We start from the raw sequence: 19559 nt of genomic DNA on the forward strand, positions 1-19559 counted from the left end.
GCCGTCGGCACCGGCGCGAGCGAGCGCGTCGTTGGCCCGGCCGATTGTGCGACCCCGCGCGTGACGGCTAGGATCGCGCGGCAATGCTGCCGCAGGAACTCATCCGCAGGAAGCGGGACGGCCACGAATTGTCTGCGCAGGAGATCGCCTTCATCGTGCGCGGCATCCACGACGGCAGCCTGAGCGAGGGCCAGGTCGCCGCCTTTGCCATGACCGTCTTCTGGCGCGGCATGACGACGGAGGAGCGGGTCGCGTTGACGCTCGGGCTTGCCCGGTCGGGAGTCACCCTCGACTGGCACGGCCCCGACCTGCCCGGGCCCGTGCTAGATAAGCACTCGAGCGGCGGCGTCGGCGACAAGGTGAGCCTGATGCTGGCGCCGATCGTGGCGGCCTGCGGCGGCTTCGTGCCGATGATCTCGGGTCGCGGCCTCGGCCACACCGGCGGCACGCTCGACAAGCTCTCGTCGATCTCGGGCTACGACGTGCAACCCGACATCGAGACCTTCCGGCGCATCGTCCGCGACGTCGGCTGCGCCATCATCGGCCAGACCGACGACCTGGCGCCGGCCGACCGGCGGCTTTATGCCGTGCGCGATGTCACCGGCAGCGTCGAATCGATCCCGCTGCTGGTGAGCTCGATCCTGAGCAAGAAGGTCGCCGAGGGACTCGACGGGCTGGTCATGGACGTCAAATGCGGCTCGGGCGCCTTCTGCGACACCGAGGAGATGGCGCGCGACCTCGCCCGCGGCATCGTCGAGGTCGCCAATCGCGCCGGCCTGCCGACGCGCGCCCTGATCACCGACATGGACAGCGTGCTGGGATACACCGTCGGCAATGCGCTGGAGGTCGCGGAATCGGTCGAGTACCTCACAGGACGAGGCGGCCGCGACCCCCGGCTGCACGAGGTGACGATGGCCCTGGCGGGCGAGATGCTGGCGCTCGGCAGGCTTGCCGCCGATGCCGCGGCGGGTCGCGACCTCGCCGAGGCCGCTCTCGACGACGGCCGCGCCGCCGAGACGTTTGCGCGGATGGTCGCGGCGCTGGGCGGTCCCGACGATTTCCTCGAGCGGCCGGCGCGCTATCTACCGCGTGCCTCGATCGTCAAGCCCTGCACCGCGGAGCGGTTGGGCCACGTCGTGGCCATCAACGCCCGCCAGGTCGGCATCGCCGTCGTGGCGCTGGGCGGCGGCCGCAGCCATGCCGACGATGCGATCGATCCGTCGGTCGGCCTGACCGAAATGATCGGCGTCGGCACGCCGATGCGGGCGGGCAGTCCGCTTTGCATCGTCCATGCCGCGAGCGAGGCCGATGCCGACGAGGCGATCGCCCTCGTGCGCGCCGCCGTCCGGATCGGCGACGAGCCCGTCCGCCACAGGCCGATCGTGCTGGAGCGCGTGGCCGGATGAGCGCGATCGATCTCGCGGCCTACCGGCGGGACGGCTTCGTCGTCCTCGAGGACTTCGTCCCGCAGGCCGACTGCGCGGCGCTCAAGGCCCGCGCCGACCAATTGGTCGCCGCCTTCGATCCGGGACCGGTCCGCACGGTCTTCTCCACGCGCGACCAGGGCCATGCGCGCGACCGCTATTTCCGCGAATCGGGCGGCGCCATCCGCTTCTTCTTCGGGGCGGCGGCGGCCGACCGGCCTGTCGCGCTCGCCCTGAACAAGATCGGCCACGCGCTGCATGATCTCGACCCGGTGTTCGACCGCGTGTCGCGTCAATCGCGCTTCGCGGGGCTGGCGCGCAGCCTGGGCTTCCGCCAGCCGCTGCTGCTGCAGTCGATGTATCTCTTCAAGCAGCCGCAGATCGGCGGCGAGGTCGACTGGCATCAGGACGCCACCTACCTCTTCACCGAGCCGTCGACGGTGACCGGATTCTGGATCGCCCTCGACGATGCCGATCGCGACAATGGCTGCCTGATGGCGCTGCCGGGCGGTCATCTTGGACCGTTGCGCCGGCGCTTCGTGCGCCGCGGCGACGCGCTTTCGACGGTCGTGCGGGACGAGACGCCCTGGCCCGACATCGAGCCGGTGGCGCTCGAGGCGCGACGCGGCACGCTGGTCGTGCTGCACGGCCTGCTGCCGCATGCCAGCGCGCCCAACCGCTCGGCGCGGCCGCGCCATGCCTATGCCCTGCACCTGGTCGACGGTACGGCGCGCTATGCCGACGACAACTGGCTGCAGCGCCCCGATCTGCCATTGCGAGGTTTTGCGTGATCCCGAAGGCCGAACTCCATTGTCACCTCGAAGGCTCGATTCCTCCGGCCCTGGCGCGCGAGCTGGCGCGACGCAACGGGATTGCCCTGCCGCCGGGGCTGATGCGGACCGACGGCACCTACGAGTGGACGGACTTCCTCAGCTTCCTCGACGCCTACGACCGCGTCTGCGGCGTGCTGCGCACGGCACGGGATTTCGGCGACGTCATCCACTCCTACCTCGCTGGCGCGGCTGCGCAGGGCGCGGTCTATGTCGAGATGTTCTGCTCGCCCGAGCGGCCGGCGGCACTCGGCATCTCCTACTCAGCCTGGCTCGCGGCGCTGGTCGACGGCATCGACCGGGCGGAGCGTGAGTTCGGCGTCGTCGGCCGCATCATCGTCGTCTGCATCAGGCACCTCGGCCCCGATCGCGCGCTGGCCGTCGTGCGCGGCATGCTGGCCGAGCCGCATCCCCATGTCGTGGGGTTCGGCATGGGCGGCGACGAGGCGAAGTTCCACAAGGTCGATTTCGCGCCGGCGTTCCGGCTGGCCCACGACAATGGCTATGGCTGCACGGTCCATGCCGGGGAGGTGAGGGGTCCGCAGAGCGTGTGGGATGCCATCCGGCACCTGCCGGTGACGCGGATCGGCCATGGCGTGCGCTCGGCCGAGGATCCCGCCCTGCTGGACGAACTGGCCCGCCGGGGAACGGTGCTCGAAGTGTGCCCCGGCAGCAACGTCGCCCTGGGGCTCTATCCGAATCGCGATGCACATCCTCTGCATCGCTTGATCGCGGCGGGCGTGCGGGTCACGCTCAACTCCGACGATCCGCCGTTCTTCCATACGACGCTGGGGGCGGAATACGATCTGGCGGGCCTGGGCGAGGGCGCCCTGCGGCGCATCACCCGCACGTCGATCGAGGCGTCGTTCGCCGACGAGGCGACCAGGAGGCGACTGTTGGAGGGGATGCAGCCATGAGCATGCGAAGGATTCTTCTGCTGGGCGTCGTCGCGACGGCATTGTCGGCGGGCGCCGCGCAAGGCCAGGAAGCGACGCCGCAGCGCGATTCGCTGCTGGCCACGCTGTGGACGCAGCGTTCCGTCGAGTTCAAGGGCAACGCGCTCGGCATTTACACGCTGGCGCGCATCCAGCTCGACCGCGCGCTCGAGGACAGGAAATGGACGGCGGCGCCGGCCGAGCAGAAGGGCGACTTCGCCAACCTGCCGCCCGCCGTGATCCTCGACCTCGACGAGACCGTGCTCGACAACTCGAAGTACCAGGTCTGGATGATGAAGAACGACCAGACCTTCAGCACCAGGACCTGGAACCAGTTCTGCGCCGACCAGATCTCGACCGCCGTTCCCGGCGCGCTCGAGTTCATCAAGTACGCCGAATCCAGGGGCGTGAAGGTCTTCTACATCACCAACCGCGATGCCGCGACCGAGAAGGACACGCGCGAGAACATGGCCAAGCTCGGCTTCCCGCTCGGCGGCAACGTCGACACCTTCCTGATGCAGCGCGAGAAGCCGGAGTGGGGCAGCGCCAAGGGTACGCGCCGTGCCGTCGTCGCCAGGGACTATCGCGTACTGCTGAACATCGGCGACAATTTCGGCGACTTCGACGACCGCTATCGCGGCAGCGAAGCCGAGCGGCTCAAGGCCTTCGACGACGACAAGGAGCGCTGGGGCCGGGAATGGCTGGTGATCGCCAACCCGACCTACGGCTCGTTCGACCTCGCGCCGTTCGGCTACGACTTCAAGAAGTCGCGCGACGAGCAGCGGCGGGCCAAGTGGGACGTTCTGGAGGGCTGGTCGGGGCCGAAGCAGTAGCGCAGGGCGTTATAGCGTCTCCGGATCGAGCGTATAGAGATCCTGCGCGCGCCCGATGCCGCGCAGCGCGAAGCGCCCGACGGAGACCAGCCCCCCGCGCTCGCTTGACGGCAGGGCGGCGGCGAACGCCGAGGACACCAGCACCGGCCGATCGACCGAGCGGCACATCGAGGCGATGCGGCTGGTTTCGTTGACCGCCGGGCCGACGACGGTGAAGTCGAGGCGCTCGGTGCTGCCGATGTTGCCGTAGAACACCTCGCCGACATGCAGGCCGAGATAGACCGATGTCGTCGGCCGTTCCTCGGCGCGCCGCCGCTCGTTCAGCGCCGCGATCCGCCGGCGCAGGCTCGCCTCGGCCTTCAGCGCGTGCCGGCATGCCTCGGCCGGATCGTCGGCACGGAAGATCGCCAGCGTGCCGTCGCCGATCAGTTTCAGCACGTCGCCGCCCGCCTCGTGGACGGCGGAGATCACCGCCTCGGCATAGTCGTTCAGCAGCGGAATGACCTCGCCGGGCGGGGCCGTGTCGGTGATCGCGGTGAAGCCGCGCAGATCGGAGAACCAGAGCACCGCCTCGATGCGGTCGGCGACGCCGCGCCTGATGCGGCCGTCGAGCACGCGCCGGCCGGCGTCGCGTCCGAGATAGACCTCGACCAGGGTGCCGGCGACGCGCGCCAGGGCGGCGCCCTTGAGCGCGAGCCCCAGCGCCGGCACCAGGCGCCGCAATGCGGCGATGTCGGCGTCGCCGAAGCCGCCCTCGTGCCGCGTCGACCAGGACGAATAGAAGCTGTCCATCTCGCCGATCGTCCCCGCCGGCGCGAAGCGATGCACGAGCGCCAGGTAGTCCGTGTAGCCCTCCGCCCGCATCTCCTCTATGGCGTCGAACCCGGCCGGCTCGCCGGCGCGGATGCGGTGGCGCAATTCCTCCTCGCCGGTCTGCAGCAGGCGGTAGAAGGGGCTGCGCTGCCAGGTCTCGGCGCGTTCGCCCTCGTCGCTGCGGCCGTAGTTCTGCGCCGCGTCCTCCGATGCGCCGTCGTCGCGCCACCGGAAGACCCGGCCCTCGTGGACCGGATGCAGCGTGTCGAGAAGGGCGATTGCCCGGCCGAGCGGCAAGCCGTGGCCGGCGCACTTCTCGCAGAAGGCGCGCAGCAGGTCGGGCTCGGGCGTCCCTTCCAGGCCGCGTCGCACGAGCCAGTCGGCGATCCGCTCGACTTGGGCAGTGTCCATCGTCTCTTAATAGGCCATTGCCCGCGGACCTTTAAGGGGATCGCGTCGAGGCGCCGCCGCCCCGGTGCAACCGCCGGCCGCCTCGCGCATTGGATTGGGCATGCGGGTTTCGGAGATCATGACGCGCGGCGTCGAGACCATTGCGCCGGCCGCCTCGCTGCAGCAGGCGGCGGCTGCGATGGAGGCCATGGGCGTCGGCTCGCTGCCGGTCTGCGAGGGCGGGCGATTGGTCGGCGCCATCACCGATCGGGATATCGTGGTGCGCGGCGTCGCGGCCGGGGTCGTGCCGGTCGACGGCTTCGTGCGCGACTGCATGACCGAGGACATCGCCTATGCCTTCGAGGACGAGGATGCCGAGGCGGTGCTGGAACGCATGAAGGTGCTGCAGGTGCGGCGCCTGGCCATCCTCGACCGTGACAGGAGGCTCGTCGGCATCGTGTCGCTGGGCGACGTCGCCACCGAGCCGCGCGCGGCGGGCCTGGCCTCCGTCGGTGCCGCGCTCGAGGAAATCTCCGAACCGTCGCGGCCCCGCAAGTAGCTCAGACGGGCACGCAGTATCCGTCGCGCCTCGGGTCGCAGCCGCCGGTGAGCATGCCGGTGGCCGGGTCGATCGCGACGCCCTGCATGCCGCCCACCCTCATCGTCCAGTCCGGACCGCCGCTCAGGTCGTGGCCGCGGGCGCGCAGCTCCTGCAGCACCTGCGGCTCGACGCGCGATTCGAGCAGCACGGCGCGGCCGTCGTTCAGCCGGGCGCGCGGCGCCTCGATTGCCTGCTGCAGGGCAAGCCCGTAATCGACGTGCTGCACGAAGGCCTGCGGCTGGGTCTGCAGGATGCCGTAGCTGCCCGGCGTGCCGAGCGCCAGCACGGGCGCCTCGCCCCTGGTCACGATCGACGGCGCGACGCAGACCGGCATCATGTCGCCCCGCTTGACCCGATTGGGGCTCTGCGGATTGACGTCGGCCCAGTAGAGGAAGTTGTTGAGGCAGAGGCCGGTGCCCGGCACCACGACACCGGAGCCGAACACGCTGCCGAGGCTCTGCGTCACGCAGATCATGTTGCCCTCGGCGTCGGCGATGGAGAAGGAGGTGGTGTGGCCCTCCTCCGTGACCTCAGGCGTCCATTGCTCGGTCGGGCCGCTGACCGGCTTGCCGTCGCGCACGCGCACGCGCAGCGCCGCGACAGGGCCGTCCGACAGCAGCTCGGCGAGTTTCTGCCGGCTCGGCACGCCGGTGCGGATGCGCACGCCGGCGGCGATGCGGATGGCGCGCAGCACCGTATCGAGATGCTCGACGCCGTTGCGCGGCATGCCGGAGAAGTCGAAGCCTTCGAGGATGCGCAGCGTCAGGAGGTACTGGAACGCCTCGCAGGGCGGCGCCGGCACGTGCACGGTGAGCCCGCGATAGTCGGCCGAGACCGGATCCTGCCACTCCGCGCGCATGTCCTTCAGGTCGTCGAGCGTGAGCGTGCCGCCCAGTTCGCGCAGGCGGTCGACGATCCTGGCGCCGAGCGCGCCGCCATAGAGCAGGCCCGGCCCTTCCGCCGCCAGCGCCTCGAGCGTGCCGGCGAGCTCGGGCTGTCTGAGAACGGCGCCGAGCCTCGGCGTGCCGCCGCCGATGCCCCCGAGATAGACGCGGCTCCATTCGGGGTGCAGCGCGCCGTGGCCGCGCAATTCGCCGGTGACGCCGGCGATCTCCTCGACGTTGAACTCGATCAGCGGGAAGCCGTCGCGCGCCAGCCTGATCGCCGGCGCGAACAGCTCGGGAAGCTTTCGCGTGCCGTAGGCCGACACCATCTCGCACCAGCCCGCGAGGTTGCCGGGCGAGCCCACGGCGATCGGCCCGCGCAGCAGCTGGGCGCGGTTGTTCAGGCGATCGAGCGGGAAGGCGCGCGGGATGCGGCCCATGAAGTTGAGCGACCGCACGCGCCTCTCGCGGGCGATGTAGCAGGTCGAGGTGCCCTGGCCGGCGAGGCCGGACATGTAGGGCTCGACGACGTTGAGCGCCGCCGCCGTCGCCGCCGCGGCATCGAAGGCGTTGCCGCCGTTGCCGAGGATGCGCGCACCGGCCGCCGCCGCCAGCGGATGCGCCGCCGCCACCATTCCGTGCCGCGATGTGACGGTCGGACGCTTGCCATGCTGCAACATGATCGCTACCCCCAGCGCAGGGCGGATCGTGCCCGCTCGCGACTGGGGCGGCCAGCGCGAATTTCGGAGGAGTGGGATGCGCGCCGACGCATATCGAACCTTCACGCGGGCCGAATGGGCGCAGCTGCGCGCCAACACGCCGTTGACGCTGTCGCAGGACGATCTGGTCTCGCTGCGCGGCCTGAACGACAAGGTCTCGCTGGACGAGATCGCCGACGTCTACCTGCCGCTGTCGCGCCTGCTCAACCTGCATGTGCGCGCGGCGCGCAACCTCAACAGCGTCTCCGACACCTTCCTCGGCCGGCCGATCGTCGGCCACACCTACGTCATCGCCGTCGCCGGCAGCGTGGCGGTCGGCAAGAGCACCTTCGCCCGCATCCTGCAGGCGCTGATGGCGCGCTGGCCGGACCATCCCGAGGTCGACCTGGTGACGACCGACGGCTTCCTCTATCCGCTGCGCGAGCTCGAGCAGCGCCAGTTGATGCGCCGCAAGGGCTTCCCCGAGAGCTACGACCTCAAGCGCATGGTGCAGTTCCTGTCCGACATCAAGGCGGGCGCGGCCGAGGCACGGGCGCCGATCTACTCGCACGAGGCCTACGACATCGTGCCCGACCGCTGGCAGGCGGTGCGCCGTCCCGACGTGCTGATCTTCGAGGGCTTGAACGTCCTGCAGCCGGGCGTCGCCCCCGGCTCGCCGGGCCGGCCGGCCTCGGTGATCCTGTCGGATTTCTTCGACTTCTCGATCTATCTCGACGCCGACAGCGGCGACATCGCCGCCTGGTATCTCGACCGCTTCCTGCTGCTGCACCGCACGGCCTTCCAGAAGCCCGCCTCGTACTTCCACCACTACAAGGACCTCGGGCCCGACGAGGCGCGTGAGGTCGGACGGCGCATCTGGTCGGAGATCAACGAGGTGAACCTGCGCGAGAACATCCTGCCGACCCGCGAGCGCGCCCATGTCGTGCTGCGCAAGGGTGCGGACCACGCCATCGCCGACGTATCCTTGCGGCAGCTCTGAAAGGGAGGAACGACGGAATGCGCAGGCTGGAGTTCGGCTGGTTCCTGCCGACGGCGGGCGACACCACGGCCTACGGGCTCGCCTCGGCACTGGTCGCGCCGTCGCTGCCGCTGTTCGACCGGATCGTCGCCGCCGCCGAGAAGGCCGGCTTCGAATACATGCTGGTGCCGGTGCAGACCGCCTGCTGGGAGGCCTGGATCTCGAGCGCCATGATGGTGGCGCGCTCGAAGACGATGCGCATGCTGGTCGCGGCGCGGCCCTCCTACATCAACCCCGTGCTGATGGCGAAGATGATCGCGACCTTCGACCAGCTCTCGGGCGGGCGCATCTGCATCAACCTGATCGCGGGCCAAAGCGAGGCCGAGAACGCGCAGGAAGGCGTGAAGTGGGGCAAGGAAGAGCGCTACGAGATCATGGACGAGGAGGTCTCGATCCTGAAGGCGCTGTGGACCACGCGGGGGCCGCTCCACTACGATGGCAAGTTCTACCAGCTCAAGGGCGCGCAGATCCGGCCCCAGCCGCTGCAGAAGCCGCATCCGAAGTTCTACCTCGGCGGCGGCAGCCGGCAGGCCTGGGAGATCTCGGCCAGGCATTCCGACGTGCATCTCTTCTGGGGCGACACCTACGAGCGCATTCGCGCCAACATGGCCGAGATCCGCGGCATGGCGGCGAGGCACGGCCGCGAGAACGACATCGGCTTCGGCATGCGCCTGCAGATCGTCTGCCGGCCGACCGAGAAGGAGGCGTGGGACTTCGCGCACGAGCTGGTGGCGCATGCCAGCGAGGCGCAGAAGGCCTTCGTGAAGCAGCACTTCGCCACCTCCGAGGCCAATCGCCGGGTGCGCGAGCTGGCGGCGACGGGCGAGGTCATCGAGCGCAACCTGTGGACCGGCATCACCCAGGTCCGGCCGGGCGCCGGCATCGCCATCGTCGGCGACCCCGAGCAATGCGCCCGGACCTTGCAGGATTTCATCGACCTCGGCTGTCACTCCTTCTGCCTCTCGGGCTATCTTCACGACGAGGAAGCCGAGCGTTTCGGCAAATGGGTGATGCCGATCCTGCGCGAGCGCAACCGCGAGCGCATGCCGGCGGCTTGAGGAGCACTACCGTGCGTCTGACGTCGAGAAGCTACGAAGCCGAGAGCATTGCCGCCGTTCAGGAGCTCTATCACTCCAACGGCTGGACCGACGGGCTGCCGATCGTGCCGCCGACGCCCGAGGCGGTGGAGGAGTGCCTGGCTTGGGCGATGATGCCGCCTGACCAGCTGATCGGCGTCGAGCCGGTGCGGGGCGTCGCCATCACCGCCGAGAAGATCGCCGTCAACTCGGTGATGGCCGGCTGCCTGCCCATGCACTTTCCCGTCGTGGTGACGGCCTGGACCGCCATGATGCAGGAGCCGTTCCTGATGCACGGCGCCACCGCCAGCACCGGCGGCTGCGCCGTGCTGGTGATCTTGAACGGGCCCATTCGGCTCGAGATCGGCGCCAGCGGCGGATTCAATGCCTTGGGCAACAGCGATCGCGCGACGGCCGCCATCGGGCGCGCCGTGCGGCTGTGCCTGATCAACCTGATGGACGTGCGGCCGGGCGTGATCGACCGCTCGACCCTGGGGCACCCCGGCAAGTTCAGTTACTGCATCGCCGAGGACGAGGAGGACACGACCTGGCTGCCGCTGCATGCCGTGCGCGGGGTCGAGCGTGAGGCATCAGCGGTAACCGTGATGGCGGCCGGCGCACCACGCCAGATCATGAACGAGTGGACGACGAAGCCGGAAGAGATCCTGGAGACGTTCGCCGCCGAAATGCGTGCCAACATGCGCCACTATTCGATCCATCCCGGCAACTATGCACTGGTCATTCCCAGGCAGCTGCGCGAGCACCTGCAGGCGGCGCAGTGGAGCAAGACGGACATCGCCGAGTTCATCCACCGGCGCGCGCGCATTCATCGCCGCGAATGGGCCGAGGTCGGCAAGGGCGCGGTCGTGCGCGACCGCGGCGACAGCGTCTACACGGCGATGGAATCGCCCGACCAGCTCCTGGTCGTGGCAGCCGGCGGGCCGGCTGGCGGCTTCGGCGCCGTCATCCCGCCGTGGCTCGGCGACAAGAGCCACGCCGTCACGCTGCCGGTCGGCGCCTGCATCGACTGCGAACCGCCGAAGAAGTAGAAGAGGCCAGCATGGTGTTCCGCGTACTCGACCCGACGATGGAGAAGGCGGCGCCGGCCGGTCGGCCGGCCCCGCGCCTCGACACGCTCGAAGGCAAGACGGTGGGCTTCATCTCCAACGGCAAGGAAGGCACCAAGGGCTTCTTTCGCCATCTTGACGAGCGGCTGCGCCGCGACTTCGGAGTCAAAGACGTGGTGTTGCGCGTAAAGTCGAACTACAGCGCGCCGGCCGACCAGCACATCGTCGACGAGATCAGGAACTGGGACGCGGTCGTCACCGGCCTCGGGGATTGAGGCTCCTGCTCATCGTGCAGTCTGCACGACGCCGTCACCGCAGAGCGCCTCGGAGTCCCCGCCGTCGCGGTGATGACCACGCGCTTCGTCAGCGCCGCCGAGATGATGGGCCGCGTTCTCGGCCTGCCGGGCTACCGGTTCGCGATCATCGACCACCCGGTGAGCAGCGCCACCGACGCCGAGCTGGCCGATCGGGCGCGGGCGACCCTGGAGCAGGGCCGCGGCCTGTTGCTCGGGGACTGAAGCAACCTCGGGGCGGCCCCGGCGTTGGGCTGCCCATGAAACCTCTCGCCATCGTCGGCATCCTGCTGATCGTGCTGGGTGTCGCCGGCCTCGCTGTCGACAACATCTCCTTCACCGAGCGCAAGACGGTGGTCGACGCCGGCCCGCTCAGAATCACCGCCGACCAGCAGCGGACCGTGCCGATTCCCACCATCGCCGGAATCGTCGCCGTCGTGGTGGGCTTCGGCCTCGTCTTCATGAGCCGCCAGCGCGCCTGAGCGCGCCGGCGCTCGCTCAGGGCAGGTCGAGACGCACCGCGATTGCCGCACTGGCGATCACGGCGGGGTCGTTGTTCTCGGAGTCGGGCACGTCGAGCCCGCCCTTGACCGCCTTCACCGTGACGATGCCGTGCGGCAGCGAGGCCTTGACCTTGTCGAGATCGACCTTGTCGGGCCGCTGTACGCCGATCGTGACGTCGACGAACATCGAGGTCTTCGGATCGACCTTGAGCGCGCGCAGCATGGTGAGCGAGGAATGGTGCAGGGCGTCCTGGACCGCGCGCAGGGCCGCCTTGGTGTAGTCGCCGCCGTGCAGGTCGTTGCCGGTGCCGAGCTCGAGGATGACGCGCTTCGCGGGCATCAGAGGTCGAGCCTCACGATGGCCGCCGCCTGGGCGATCACGGTCTTGTCGGTGCCGGCCTCGTTGGCGACTTCCAGCCCGCCTTCGACCACCTTCACCGTGCCGCTGCCGTGCGGCAGGACGGCGAGCACCTCGGCCGTGTCGACGCGGTCGGGCCGGGGCACGCCGATCAGGATCTCGACCTGCATGTCGTCGCTCGACTTGCCGACGGCGCCGGCGACGGTGAGCGAATTGTGCCACAGCGCGTCCTTGAGCGCGCGCACCGCGGCCTTGGTGTAGTCGGCGCCGCGAATGTCGGTGCCCATGCCGATCTCCAGCGCCACGCGCTTCAATGCCATGCCTGTTTCCTCCGGACCGTGCCAGCGATGTAGCACAGCCCGGCGCCGGCGCGGTCGAAGATTCAGCGAGCGACCGGCGATGGCGGGCCGGGTGGATGCGGTACCGGCGGCGGCTTGATCTCCGGCTCCGGCGCGCCGGGCGGCGGCATCTCGGGCGGGATCGGCTTGACGCGCCCGGGCTCGGTCGGCTCGGGCGGCGGAACCTCGGGACTGGGATTGGGGTTCGACGGCATGCCTTTCTCTCTTCCGATCGAGGTGGGAATGCCCGTCCGCGGACGGGCATTCCCGCTCTGTCTGCCGTTGACGCCTCTACGGCTGACGCTTCTGCGCGTCGTCCTGTTCGGGCTGTTCGATGTTCTGCGGCTGGCGCTTGGGATCGCCGTTCGGGTTCGCCGGATCCTGGCGCTGACGCTGCTGCTGCTCGCGCTGCGGCTGGGGCTGCTGCTGGTTCTCGCGCGGCTGCGAGGGATTGCGGTTGTCGGGAGCGCTCATCGGTCTCTCCTCCTCGTTGCTGCATGGCCGGTGCGGCCAACACAGTGAGGAAACGCCCCGCTTTCCGCCCGGGTTGCGGACCCTTTTCGCGGCTTCGGCTACTGTTCGGCCGCGCGGCGCGGTTGCGGGACGTCTAGCAGGGACACCAGCACCCGCTCGAGCGCGTCGGGTTCGATCGGCTTCTGCAGGATCGGGATGTTGGCATAGCGCCGGTCGATGCCGTCGCGCTGGTAGCCGGTGATGAAGACGAACGGGATGCCGCGCGCGATCAGCAGGTCGGCCAGCGGATCGGCGAGGCTGCCGCCGAGGTTGAAGTCGAGCAGGGCGCCGTCGAAGCCGCCGGCCTTGGCGGCGGCGATGCCGTCGGCGAGCCGCCCGAACGGCCCGATCACGGTGGCCCCGATGGCTTCGAGGGTCTTCTTCACCATCATGCCGACCAGGAACTCGTCCTCGACCATCAGCAGGCGCTTGCCCGCGAGGCTGCCCGGCCGATTGCTGTTCGCTTCCTTGAGAGGGGGCGTCCGTGGCGCCGGCGGCGGTTCGGTGAGCATCAACTGGGCGCGCGGGATGGCGAGGCGGCAGCGCAGGCCCTGCGGCCGCCATTCGTAGTCCACGCTTCCGCGGAACTGCGCCTCGATGCTCGACCGCACGATGGTGAGGCCGAACCCGAAGGAAGACGGCGGCGACGTGGCCGGCCCGCCGGTCTCCGTCCACTCGAGCTCGGCGGCATCGTTGCCGATCGACCAGCGCACGCTGAGCCGTCCGCCCGGCGTCGACAGCGCGCCGTACTTTGCGGCGTTGGTCGCGAGCTCGTGCAGGGCGATGGCGACCGCCTGCGCCGCCGCCGGCAGGAGCAGCGCATCGGGTCCGTCGACGTCGATTCGCCCGACGGTCTCGGTGCGATAGGCCGCCAGCTCCTCGTCGACGATCTTGCGCAGGTCGGCGCCTTCCCAGCGCGTCGCGGAGAGCAGGCTGTGGGTGGCGGCGATGGCGTGGATGCGGCCTTCGACCGCGCGGATGAACTCGGCCGTCGTCGCCGCCTTGGTCAGGCGCAGCACCGAGAGCACGACCGCCAGCGTGTTCTTGGCACGATGGTCGACCTCGCGCGCCAGCAGGACCTGGCGTTCCTCGGCGCGCTTTCGTTCGGTGATGTCGACGCTGACCGCGTTCAGCCGGACCGGCCTGCCGTCGGCGTCCCGCATGATCGCGACCGCGCCGAAGCACCAGCGCACCTCGGCATCGGGCCGCACGATGCGGAACTCCGCCAGGTAGCGCGGCCCCTCGGCCTGCAGGGCGGCGACGAGCGGGCTGCGCTCGCGGTCGTCGGGATGGACCATGGCGAGCACGCGGTCGCAGGTCGGGGCGAACGCCGCCGGGTCGACGCCGTAGATGCGGTACTGGCCCTCGTCCCACTCGAGGCGGTTGCGCGCGACGTCGAGCTCCCACGACCCCATGTCGCCGGCCGACAGCGCCAGCGAGCGGCGCTCCTCGCTGCGGCGCAGGCGCTCGGTCTGCGCTTCCAGCTCGGCGGTGCGGGCGGCCACGCGCTGCTCCAGTTCGGCGTTGAGCTGCTCGAGCTGCCGCGTCTTGCGGTAGAGCTCGGCGAAGACCTTGACCTTGGCGCGCAGCATCTCGGGCACCACCGGGACGGCGACGTAGTCGACGGCGCCGATCTGATAGCCGCGCAGGTGGTCGGTCTCGGCGATCTGCACCGCCGAGACGAAGATGATGGCGAGCTTGCGGAAACGCGGATGGTCGCGAATCATCGCGGCGAGCTGGAAGCCGTCGAGGCCCGGCATGACGACATCGATCAGCACCACGGCGACGTCGGTCTTGAGCAGGATGCCGAGCGCCTCGTGCGGCGACTCCGCCTTGATGAGGTTCTCGCCCAGCTCGTCGAGGATGACCTCGTAGCTCAGCAGCTTGGCCGGCTGGTCGTCGACCAGCAGGATGTTGACCCGGTCGGCGCGGTCGGCCGGCGCCGTCTCGGCGGCCGACATCAGCGATGCAGCCACAGGCGGAGCGCGCTGAACAGCTGCTCCGTGTTGACCGGCTTGGCGAGGTAGTCCGAGGCGCCGGCCTCCAGGCATTTCTCGCGGTCGCCCTTCATCGCCTTGGCGGTGAGCGCGATGATCGGCAGGCGGCGCAGGTCGGGGTCGGCGCGGATCTGCGCCATCGTCTCGTAGCCGTCCATCTCCGGCATCATGATGTCCATCAGCACGATCGAGATCTCGGACGAGCCGCGCAGCAGCCCGATCGCCTCCTGCCCGGTCGTCGCGGTCAGCACGTTCATGCCGCGACGCTCGAGCGCGCTCGACAGCGCGAAGATGTTGCGGGTGTCGTCGTCGACCACCAGCACGGTGCGGCCGGCCAGCATCTCATCCGATGCGTGCAGCCGCTCGAGCATGCGCTGCTTGTCGGCCGGCAGGTCGGCGGCCACCTGGTGCAGAAACAGCGCCGTCTCGTCGAACAGGCGCTCCGGCGAGGAGGCGCCCTTGACGACGATCGAGCGTGCCATGGTGTGGAGCTGGGCGTCCTCCTCCGGCGTGAGCTCGCGGCCGGTGAAGACCACCACGGGCAGGTCGGCCAGCGCCTCGTCGCGGCGCATCTCCTGCAGCACGTCGAAGCCGGACATGTCGGGCAGGCGCAGGTCGAGCACCATGCAGTCGAAGCGGTCGGCGCGCAGGCTGTCGAGGGCGTCGCGGCCGGTGCCGGTCACGACGATCTCGACCGCGGGATGGGCGAGAAGCTCGCTGATTCCCAGGCGTTCGGCCTCGTTGTCCTCGGCGATCAGCAGCTTCTTGCGGCGCGGCCGGACGTACTCGTCGAGTCGTGACAGCGCCGCGCCCAGCCCCTCGGCGCTGGTCGGCTTGCTGAGGTAGGAGAAGGCGCCGCGCGCCAGGCCCTGCTGCCGATCCTCGTCCATGCTCAGGATCTGCACGGGAATGTGGCGCGTCTCCAGCGTGCGCTTGAACTGGCTGAGCACGTTCCAGCCGAGCATGTCGGGCAGGAAGATGTCGAGCGACATGGCGACGGGCTTGTATTCCCGGGCGAGGTCGAGCGCCTCCGCGCCGCGCGCCGTGACGATCGCCTTGAGACCGGCGGCGTGCGCGGCGTCGAGCAGGATGCCGGCGTAGTTGGGATCATCCTCGACGATCAGCAGCGTGCGGTCGCCGGGCCGCAGGTCGTGGCGGTCGTCGGGGAACTGGTCGACGATCCGCTCGGGCAGAGTGACCATCGGCATCACCGTGCCGCCCGGCGCCGGCCCGCGCACCGCGGTACGCGGGCCGGTGAACATGGTCGGCAGGAACAGCGTGAAGGTGCTGCCGATGCCCGGCGTGCTGCGCAGGGTCAGCTCGCCGCCCAGCAGCATGGCGAGCTCGCGGCTGATGGCGAGGCCGAGGCCGGTGCCGCCGTACTTGCGGCTGGTCGACGCATCGGCCTGCTGGAAGGCCTCGAACACGATCTTCTGCTTCTCCACCGGAATGCCGACGCCGGTGTCGGTGACCTCGAAGGCGACGACCGAGCTCGCCTGGTTGAGGTTGGCGTTGTCGGATCGCCAGCCGCCCTGCGCCGGCACGGCACGCAGCCGCACGCTGCCCTGGGCAGTGAACTTGAGCGCGTTGCTGAGCAGGTTCTTCAGGATCTGCTGCAGGCGCTTGGAATCGGTGACGATCGAGCGGCCGAGATCGGGGTCGATCTGGACCTCGAAGCCCAGGCCCTGCGTTTCGGCCTGATGGCGGAACGGCCGCGCCACCGTCTCCAGCACGTTGCTGAAGACGATCTCCTCGGCGTCGACCGTGACCGTGCCGGATTCGATCTTCGACAGGTCGAGGATGTCGCTGATCAGGTTCAGCAGGTCGGTGCCGGCGCCATGGATGGTGCGGGCGAACTCGACCTGCTTGGGCCGCAGGTTGCCGTCGGGATTGTCGGCCAGCTGCTGGCCGAGGATCAGGATCGAGTTGAGCGGCGTGCGCAGCTCGTGGCTCATGTTGGCGAGGAACTCCGACTTGTAGCGCGATGTGAGCGCCAGCTCCGTCGCCTTCTCCTCGACCGCCCGTCGCGCCTGCTCGATCTCCTGGTTCTTGCGCTCGACCTCGACGTTGCGCTCGGCGAGCTGGGCCGCCTTCTGCTCGAGCTGCTCGTTGGTCTGCTGCAGCTCGCCCTGCTGGGTCTGCAACTCGGAGGCGAGCTTCTGGCTCTGCTGCAGCAGGCTCTCGGTCTGCATCGTCGCCTCGATCGAGTTCAGCACGATGCCGATCGAGGCGGTGAGCTGCTCGAGGAAGGCGATCTGCAGCTCGGTGAAATGGGTCAGCGACGCCAGCTCGATGACCGCCTTGACCTGGCCCTCGAACAGCGCCGGCAGGACGATGACGCTCTTGGGCATGATCCGATAGAGGCCCGACGAGATCGGCCGCGCCGACGCCGGCATGTCGGAGATCAGGATCTGGCGCCGGTCGGCGGCGCACTGGCCGATCAGCCCCTGGCCGATGCGGATCACCTCGGGATGGCCGCCGCCGTCGGCGTAGACCGAGAGCAGGCGCAGGCTCGGCTCGTCCTCGTCGTGGTTCTGCATCTGGTAGATCGCGGCCTGATGCGCGCCGACCAGCGACGTCAGCTCCGACAGCATGAGCCGGCCCACCGTGCCGAGGTCGCGCTGGCCCTGAAGCATGCTGGTGAACTTGGCGAGGTTGGTCTTCAGCCAGTCCTGCTCGGTGTTGCGCTCCGTCGTCAGACGGAGGTTGTCGATCATGGTGTTGAGCTTGTCCTTGAGCTCGGCGACCTCGCCGAGCGCATCGACCTGGATCGAGCGCGTCAGGTCGCCCTTGGTCACCGCGGTCGCGACCTCGGCGATGGCGCGCACCTGGGTCGTCAGGTTGGTGGCCAGCATGTTGACGTTGTCGGTGAGGTCCTTCCAGATGCCGGCGACGCCCGGCACCTGGGCCTGGCCGCCCAGCTTGCCCTCGGTGCCGACCTCGCGCGCCACGCGCGTCACCTCGCTGGCGAAGCCGTTGAGCTGGTCGACCATCGTGTTGATGGTCTCCTTGAGCAGAAGGATCTCGCCCGACACGTCGACCGTGATCTTCTTGGAGAGGTCGCCGCCCGCCACCGCCGTGGTCACGTCGGCGATGTTGCGCACCTGAGTGGTCAGGTTGGCGGCCAGCATGTTGACGTTGTCGGTGAGGTCCTTCCAGATGCCGGCGACGCCCGGCACCTGGGCCTGGCCGCCGAGATTGCCGTCGGTGCCGACCTCGCGCGCCACGCGCGTCACCTCGCCGGCGAAGCCGTTGAGCTGGTCGACCATCGTGTTGATGGTCTCCTTGAGCAGCAGGATCTCGCCCGAGACATTGACCGTGATCTTCTTGGAAAGATCGCCGCGCGCCACCGCCGTCGTCACCTCGGCGATGTTGCGCACCTGGGTGGTCAGGTTGGCGGCGAGCAGGTTGACGTTGTCGGTGAGGTCCTTCCAGATGCCGGCGACGCCCGGCACCTGGGCCTGGCCGCCGAGATTGCCCTCGGTGCCGACCTCGCGGGCGACGCGGGTGACCTCGCCGGCGAAACCGTTGAGCTGGTCGACCATCGTGTTGATGGTCTCCTTGAGCTGCAGGATCTCGCCGCGCACGTCGACCGTGATCTTCTTGGAAAGATCGCCGCGCGCCACCGCCGTGGTCACCTCGGCGATGTTGCGCACCTGGCCGGTCAGGTTGGTGGCCATCGAATTGACGTTGTCGGTGAGGTCCTTCCAGATGCCGGCGACGCCGGGCACCCTGGCCTGGCCGCCGAGATTGCCCTCGGTGCCGACCTCGCGGGCCACGCGGGTGACCTCGCCGGCGAAGCCGTTGAGCTGGTCGACCATCGTGTTGATGGTCTCCTTGAGCTGCAGGATCTCTCCCGAGACGTTGACCGTGATTTTCTTGGAGAGGTCGCCGCGCGCCACGGCGGTCGTCACCTCGGCGATGTTGCGCACCTGGTCGGTCAGGTTGCCGCACATGGCGTTGACCGAGTCGGTGAGGTCCTTCCAGGTGCCGGCGACGCCGGGCACGATCGCCTGGCCGCCCAGCTTGCCCTCGGTGCCGACCTCGCGCGCCACGCGCGTCACTTCCGACGCGAAGGAGCGCAGCTGGTCGACCATCGTGTTGATCGCCTCTTTGAGCTGGAGGATCTCGCCGCGCACGTCGACGGTGATCTTGCGGCTGAGATCGCCGTTGGCCACGGCGATCGTCACGTCCGAGATGTTGCGCACCTGGGCCGTCAGGTTGTTGGCCATCGAGTTGACCGACTCGGTCAGCTCGCGCCACACGCCGGTCACCTCGCTCACCTTGGCCTGGCCGCCGAGCTTGCCCTCGGTGCCGACCTCGCGCGCCACGCGCGTCACCTCGGAGGTGAACACGGAGAGCTGCTTGATCATGGTGTTGACGATGGTGGCCGAGCGCAGGAATTCGCCCCGCAGCGGCCGGCCGTCGACGTCGAGTCGCACCGTCTGCAGGAGGTCGCCCTGCGCCACCGCCGAGATCACCCGCGTCACCTCGGTGGTCGGCCACAGCAGGTCGTCGATCAGGCCGTTGACCGAGCCTTCCATCTCGCCCCACGAGCCGGTCGAGAGGGCGAACTTCACGCGCTGGCGGGCGCGGCCCTGCTGGCCCAACGCCTTGCCGATGTGCTCGAGCTGCTGGGCCATGTGCTCGTTGGCCGCGACGATCTCGTTGAACAGCACGGAGATGCGCCCGAGCGGGCCGTCGTGGTCGGTCCGCAGGCGGGCGGAGAAGTCGCCGGTCCGGACGGCCTCCAGGGCGTGCAGGAGTTCGTGGAGATCGTGGCCCTGGGCGCCGTTGCGACGGAGCGGTGGGCGCGCGGCCGCCGCCGCGCCGTGGGTCGCGGAAGAGGCGGTCTCAGAAGCCATGGCGAACTCCCCCTCGGGGAGCGGTCGCGCCGGCGCACGCAGTTCCCCGCATCAGGGCTGAAAACGCCGCTGCAGGCGAAAGGTTGCGTGTAAAAAGTGTGA

The 19559-nt window shown here is 69.5% G+C and carries 19 protein-coding genes; 11 read left to right on the forward strand and 8 right to left on the reverse strand.

Translation table 11 applies throughout. From position 1 onward, the window contains the following. The first annotated feature begins 83 nt into the window (after positions 1 to 83). The 4 genes from deoA to KIT25_01025 are packed head-to-tail and all read left to right on the forward strand — an operon-like array spanning position 84 to position 4022. Positions 84 to 1406: a thymidine phosphorylase gene (deoA, locus tag KIT25_01010; GenBank protein ID UYN95556.1), complete on the forward strand. Its 1323-nt coding sequence runs from the start codon at positions 84 to 86 to the stop codon at positions 1404 to 1406. Then, a complete protein-coding gene (locus KIT25_01015) occupies positions 1403 to 2215 on the forward strand; it encodes a phytanoyl-CoA dioxygenase family protein (protein UYN95557.1) in 813 nt (270 codons plus the stop codon). Before deoA ends, KIT25_01015 begins: the two co-directional genes overlap by 4 nt. Further along, positions 2212 to 3171, forward strand: coding sequence for an adenosine deaminase (gene add, locus KIT25_01020; GenBank protein ID UYN95558.1), 960 nt, complete (start codon positions 2212 to 2214; stop codon positions 3169 to 3171). The genes KIT25_01015 and add overlap by 4 nt, the downstream gene beginning before the upstream one ends. After that, positions 3168 to 4022: a 5-nucleotide phosphatase gene (locus tag KIT25_01025; GenBank protein UYN95559.1), complete on the forward strand. Its 855-nt coding sequence runs from the start codon at positions 3168 to 3170 to the stop codon at positions 4020 to 4022. The genes add and KIT25_01025 overlap by 4 nt, the downstream gene beginning before the upstream one ends. Before the next feature lie 9 nt (positions 4023 to 4031). Here KIT25_01025 and KIT25_01030 read toward each other — a convergent pair whose 3' ends face one another. Then, entirely contained in the window at positions 4032 to 5246 is a 1215-nt protein-coding gene (locus tag KIT25_01030) for an adenylate/guanylate cyclase domain-containing protein (GenBank protein ID UYN95560.1), read from the reverse strand. A gap of 100 nt (positions 5247 to 5346) precedes the next feature. Here KIT25_01030 and KIT25_01035 point away from each other — a divergent pair, with 100 nt between their 5' ends. Then, positions 5347 to 5784 carry a CBS domain-containing protein gene (locus KIT25_01035; GenBank protein ID UYN95561.1) on the forward strand — a complete coding sequence of 146 codons (438 nt, stop codon included), beginning with the start codon at positions 5347 to 5349 and terminating at the stop codon, positions 5782 to 5784. A 1-nt stretch (position 5785) separates the two neighbouring features. Here the strand turns inward: KIT25_01035 and KIT25_01040 are convergent, their stop codons facing one another. Then, positions 5786 to 7390, reverse strand: a complete 1605-nt coding sequence (locus KIT25_01040; protein ID UYN95562.1) for a gamma-glutamyltransferase — start codon at positions 7388 to 7390, stop codon at positions 5786 to 5788. Between the two features lie 76 nt (positions 7391 to 7466). Between KIT25_01040 and coaA the strand changes: the two genes are divergently transcribed. From coaA to KIT25_01070, 6 genes are all read left to right on the forward strand, one after another. Next, the gene (gene coaA, locus KIT25_01045; protein ID UYN95563.1) at positions 7467 to 8408 is read left to right on the forward strand and encodes a type I pantothenate kinase; all 942 of its coding nucleotides are present in this window, start codon (positions 7467 to 7469) and stop codon (positions 8406 to 8408) included. Between the two features lie 17 nt (positions 8409 to 8425). Next, positions 8426 to 9505 (forward strand): LLM class flavin-dependent oxidoreductase, encoded by a 1080-nt coding sequence (locus KIT25_01050; GenBank protein ID UYN95564.1) that lies wholly within the window; start codon positions 8426 to 8428, stop codon positions 9503 to 9505. 11 nt (positions 9506 to 9516) lie between these two features. Next, complete coding sequence (locus tag KIT25_01055; GenBank protein UYN95565.1) at positions 9517 to 10572, forward strand: hypothetical protein; 1056 nt, start codon at positions 9517 to 9519, stop codon at positions 10570 to 10572. A gap of 11 nt (positions 10573 to 10583) precedes the next feature. Next, the gene (locus KIT25_01060) at positions 10584 to 10865 is read left to right on the forward strand and encodes a hypothetical protein (GenBank protein UYN95566.1); all 282 of its coding nucleotides are present in this window, start codon (positions 10584 to 10586) and stop codon (positions 10863 to 10865) included. Between the two features lie 72 nt (positions 10866 to 10937). Beyond that, positions 10938 to 11108, forward strand: a complete 171-nt coding sequence (locus tag KIT25_01065) for a hypothetical protein (GenBank protein UYN95567.1) — start codon at positions 10938 to 10940, stop codon at positions 11106 to 11108. A 35-nt stretch (positions 11109 to 11143) separates the two neighbouring features. Further along, positions 11144 to 11365 (forward strand): hypothetical protein, encoded by a 222-nt coding sequence (locus KIT25_01070; GenBank protein ID UYN95568.1) that lies wholly within the window; start codon positions 11144 to 11146, stop codon positions 11363 to 11365. 16 nt (positions 11366 to 11381) lie between these two features. Here KIT25_01070 and KIT25_01075 read toward each other — a convergent pair whose 3' ends face one another. The 6 genes from KIT25_01075 to KIT25_01100 form a co-directional block, all read right to left on the reverse strand. Next, complete coding sequence (locus KIT25_01075) at positions 11382 to 11726, reverse strand: Lin0512 family protein (protein ID UYN95569.1); 345 nt, start codon at positions 11724 to 11726, stop codon at positions 11382 to 11384. Next, positions 11726 to 12064 (reverse strand): Lin0512 family protein, encoded by a 339-nt coding sequence (locus tag KIT25_01080; protein UYN95570.1) that lies wholly within the window; start codon positions 12062 to 12064, stop codon positions 11726 to 11728. The genes KIT25_01075 and KIT25_01080 overlap by 1 nt, the downstream gene beginning before the upstream one ends. A gap of 62 nt (positions 12065 to 12126) precedes the next feature. Beyond that, positions 12127 to 12297, reverse strand: coding sequence for a hypothetical protein (locus KIT25_01085; GenBank protein ID UYN95571.1), 171 nt, complete (start codon positions 12295 to 12297; stop codon positions 12127 to 12129). Positions 12298 to 12373: 76 nt separating this feature from the next. Next, on the reverse strand, positions 12374 to 12556 hold the full coding sequence (locus tag KIT25_01090) for a hypothetical protein (protein ID UYN95572.1): 183 nt from the start codon (positions 12554 to 12556) through the stop codon (positions 12374 to 12376). A gap of 98 nt (positions 12557 to 12654) precedes the next feature. After that, on the reverse strand, positions 12655 to 14556 hold the full coding sequence (locus KIT25_01095) for a response regulator (GenBank protein UYN95573.1): 1902 nt from the start codon (positions 14554 to 14556) through the stop codon (positions 12655 to 12657). Then, on the reverse strand, positions 14556 to 19457 hold the full coding sequence (locus KIT25_01100) for a response regulator (GenBank protein UYN95574.1): 4902 nt from the start codon (positions 19455 to 19457) through the stop codon (positions 14556 to 14558). Before KIT25_01100 ends, KIT25_01095 begins: the two co-directional genes overlap by 1 nt. Positions 19458 to 19559 lie beyond the last annotated feature (102 nt).

The sequence above is a fragment of the Enhydrobacter sp. genome (assembly GCA_025808875.1).
Lineage (GTDB): Bacteria > Pseudomonadota > Alphaproteobacteria > Reyranellales > Reyranellaceae > Reyranella.

Coding starts and splice junctions, on each gene's coding strand:
- KIT25_01040 (UYN95562.1), bottom strand. CDS start 7,390: ATGTTGCAGCATGGCAAGCGTCCGACCGTCACATCGCGGCACGGAATG.
- KIT25_01100 (UYN95574.1), bottom strand. CDS start 19,457: ATGGCTTCTGAGACCGCCTCTTCCGCGACCCACGGCGCGGCGGCGGCC.
- deoA (UYN95556.1), top strand. CDS start 84: ATGCTGCCGCAGGAACTCATCCGCAGGAAGCGGGACGGCCACGAATTG.
- KIT25_01085 (UYN95571.1), bottom strand. CDS start 12,297: ATGCCGTCGAACCCCAATCCCAGTCCCGAGGTTCCGCCGCCCGAGCCG.
- KIT25_01050 (UYN95564.1), top strand. CDS start 8,426: ATGCGCAGGCTGGAGTTCGGCTGGTTCCTGCCGACGGCGGGCGACACC.
- KIT25_01015 (UYN95557.1), top strand. CDS start 1,403: ATGAGCGCGATCGATCTCGCGGCCTACCGGCGGGACGGCTTCGTCGTC.
- KIT25_01095 (UYN95573.1), bottom strand. CDS start 14,556: ATGTCGGCCGCCGAGACGGCGCCGGCCGACCGCGCCGACCGGGTCAAC.
- KIT25_01060 (UYN95566.1), top strand. CDS start 10,584: ATGGTGTTCCGCGTACTCGACCCGACGATGGAGAAGGCGGCGCCGGCC.
- KIT25_01030 (UYN95560.1), bottom strand. CDS start 5,246: ATGGACACTGCCCAAGTCGAGCGGATCGCCGACTGGCTCGTGCGACGC.
- KIT25_01065 (UYN95567.1), top strand. CDS start 10,938: ATGACCACGCGCTTCGTCAGCGCCGCCGAGATGATGGGCCGCGTTCTC.
- KIT25_01090 (UYN95572.1), bottom strand. CDS start 12,556: ATGAGCGCTCCCGACAACCGCAATCCCTCGCAGCCGCGCGAGAACCAG.
- KIT25_01080 (UYN95570.1), bottom strand. CDS start 12,064: ATGGCATTGAAGCGCGTGGCGCTGGAGATCGGCATGGGCACCGACATT.
- KIT25_01025 (UYN95559.1), top strand. CDS start 3,168: ATGAGCATGCGAAGGATTCTTCTGCTGGGCGTCGTCGCGACGGCATTG.
- coaA (UYN95563.1), top strand. CDS start 7,467: ATGCGCGCCGACGCATATCGAACCTTCACGCGGGCCGAATGGGCGCAG.
- KIT25_01035 (UYN95561.1), top strand. CDS start 5,347: ATGCGGGTTTCGGAGATCATGACGCGCGGCGTCGAGACCATTGCGCCG.
- KIT25_01070 (UYN95568.1), top strand. CDS start 11,144: ATGAAACCTCTCGCCATCGTCGGCATCCTGCTGATCGTGCTGGGTGTC.
- KIT25_01075 (UYN95569.1), bottom strand. CDS start 11,726: ATGCCCGCGAAGCGCGTCATCCTCGAGCTCGGCACCGGCAACGACCTG.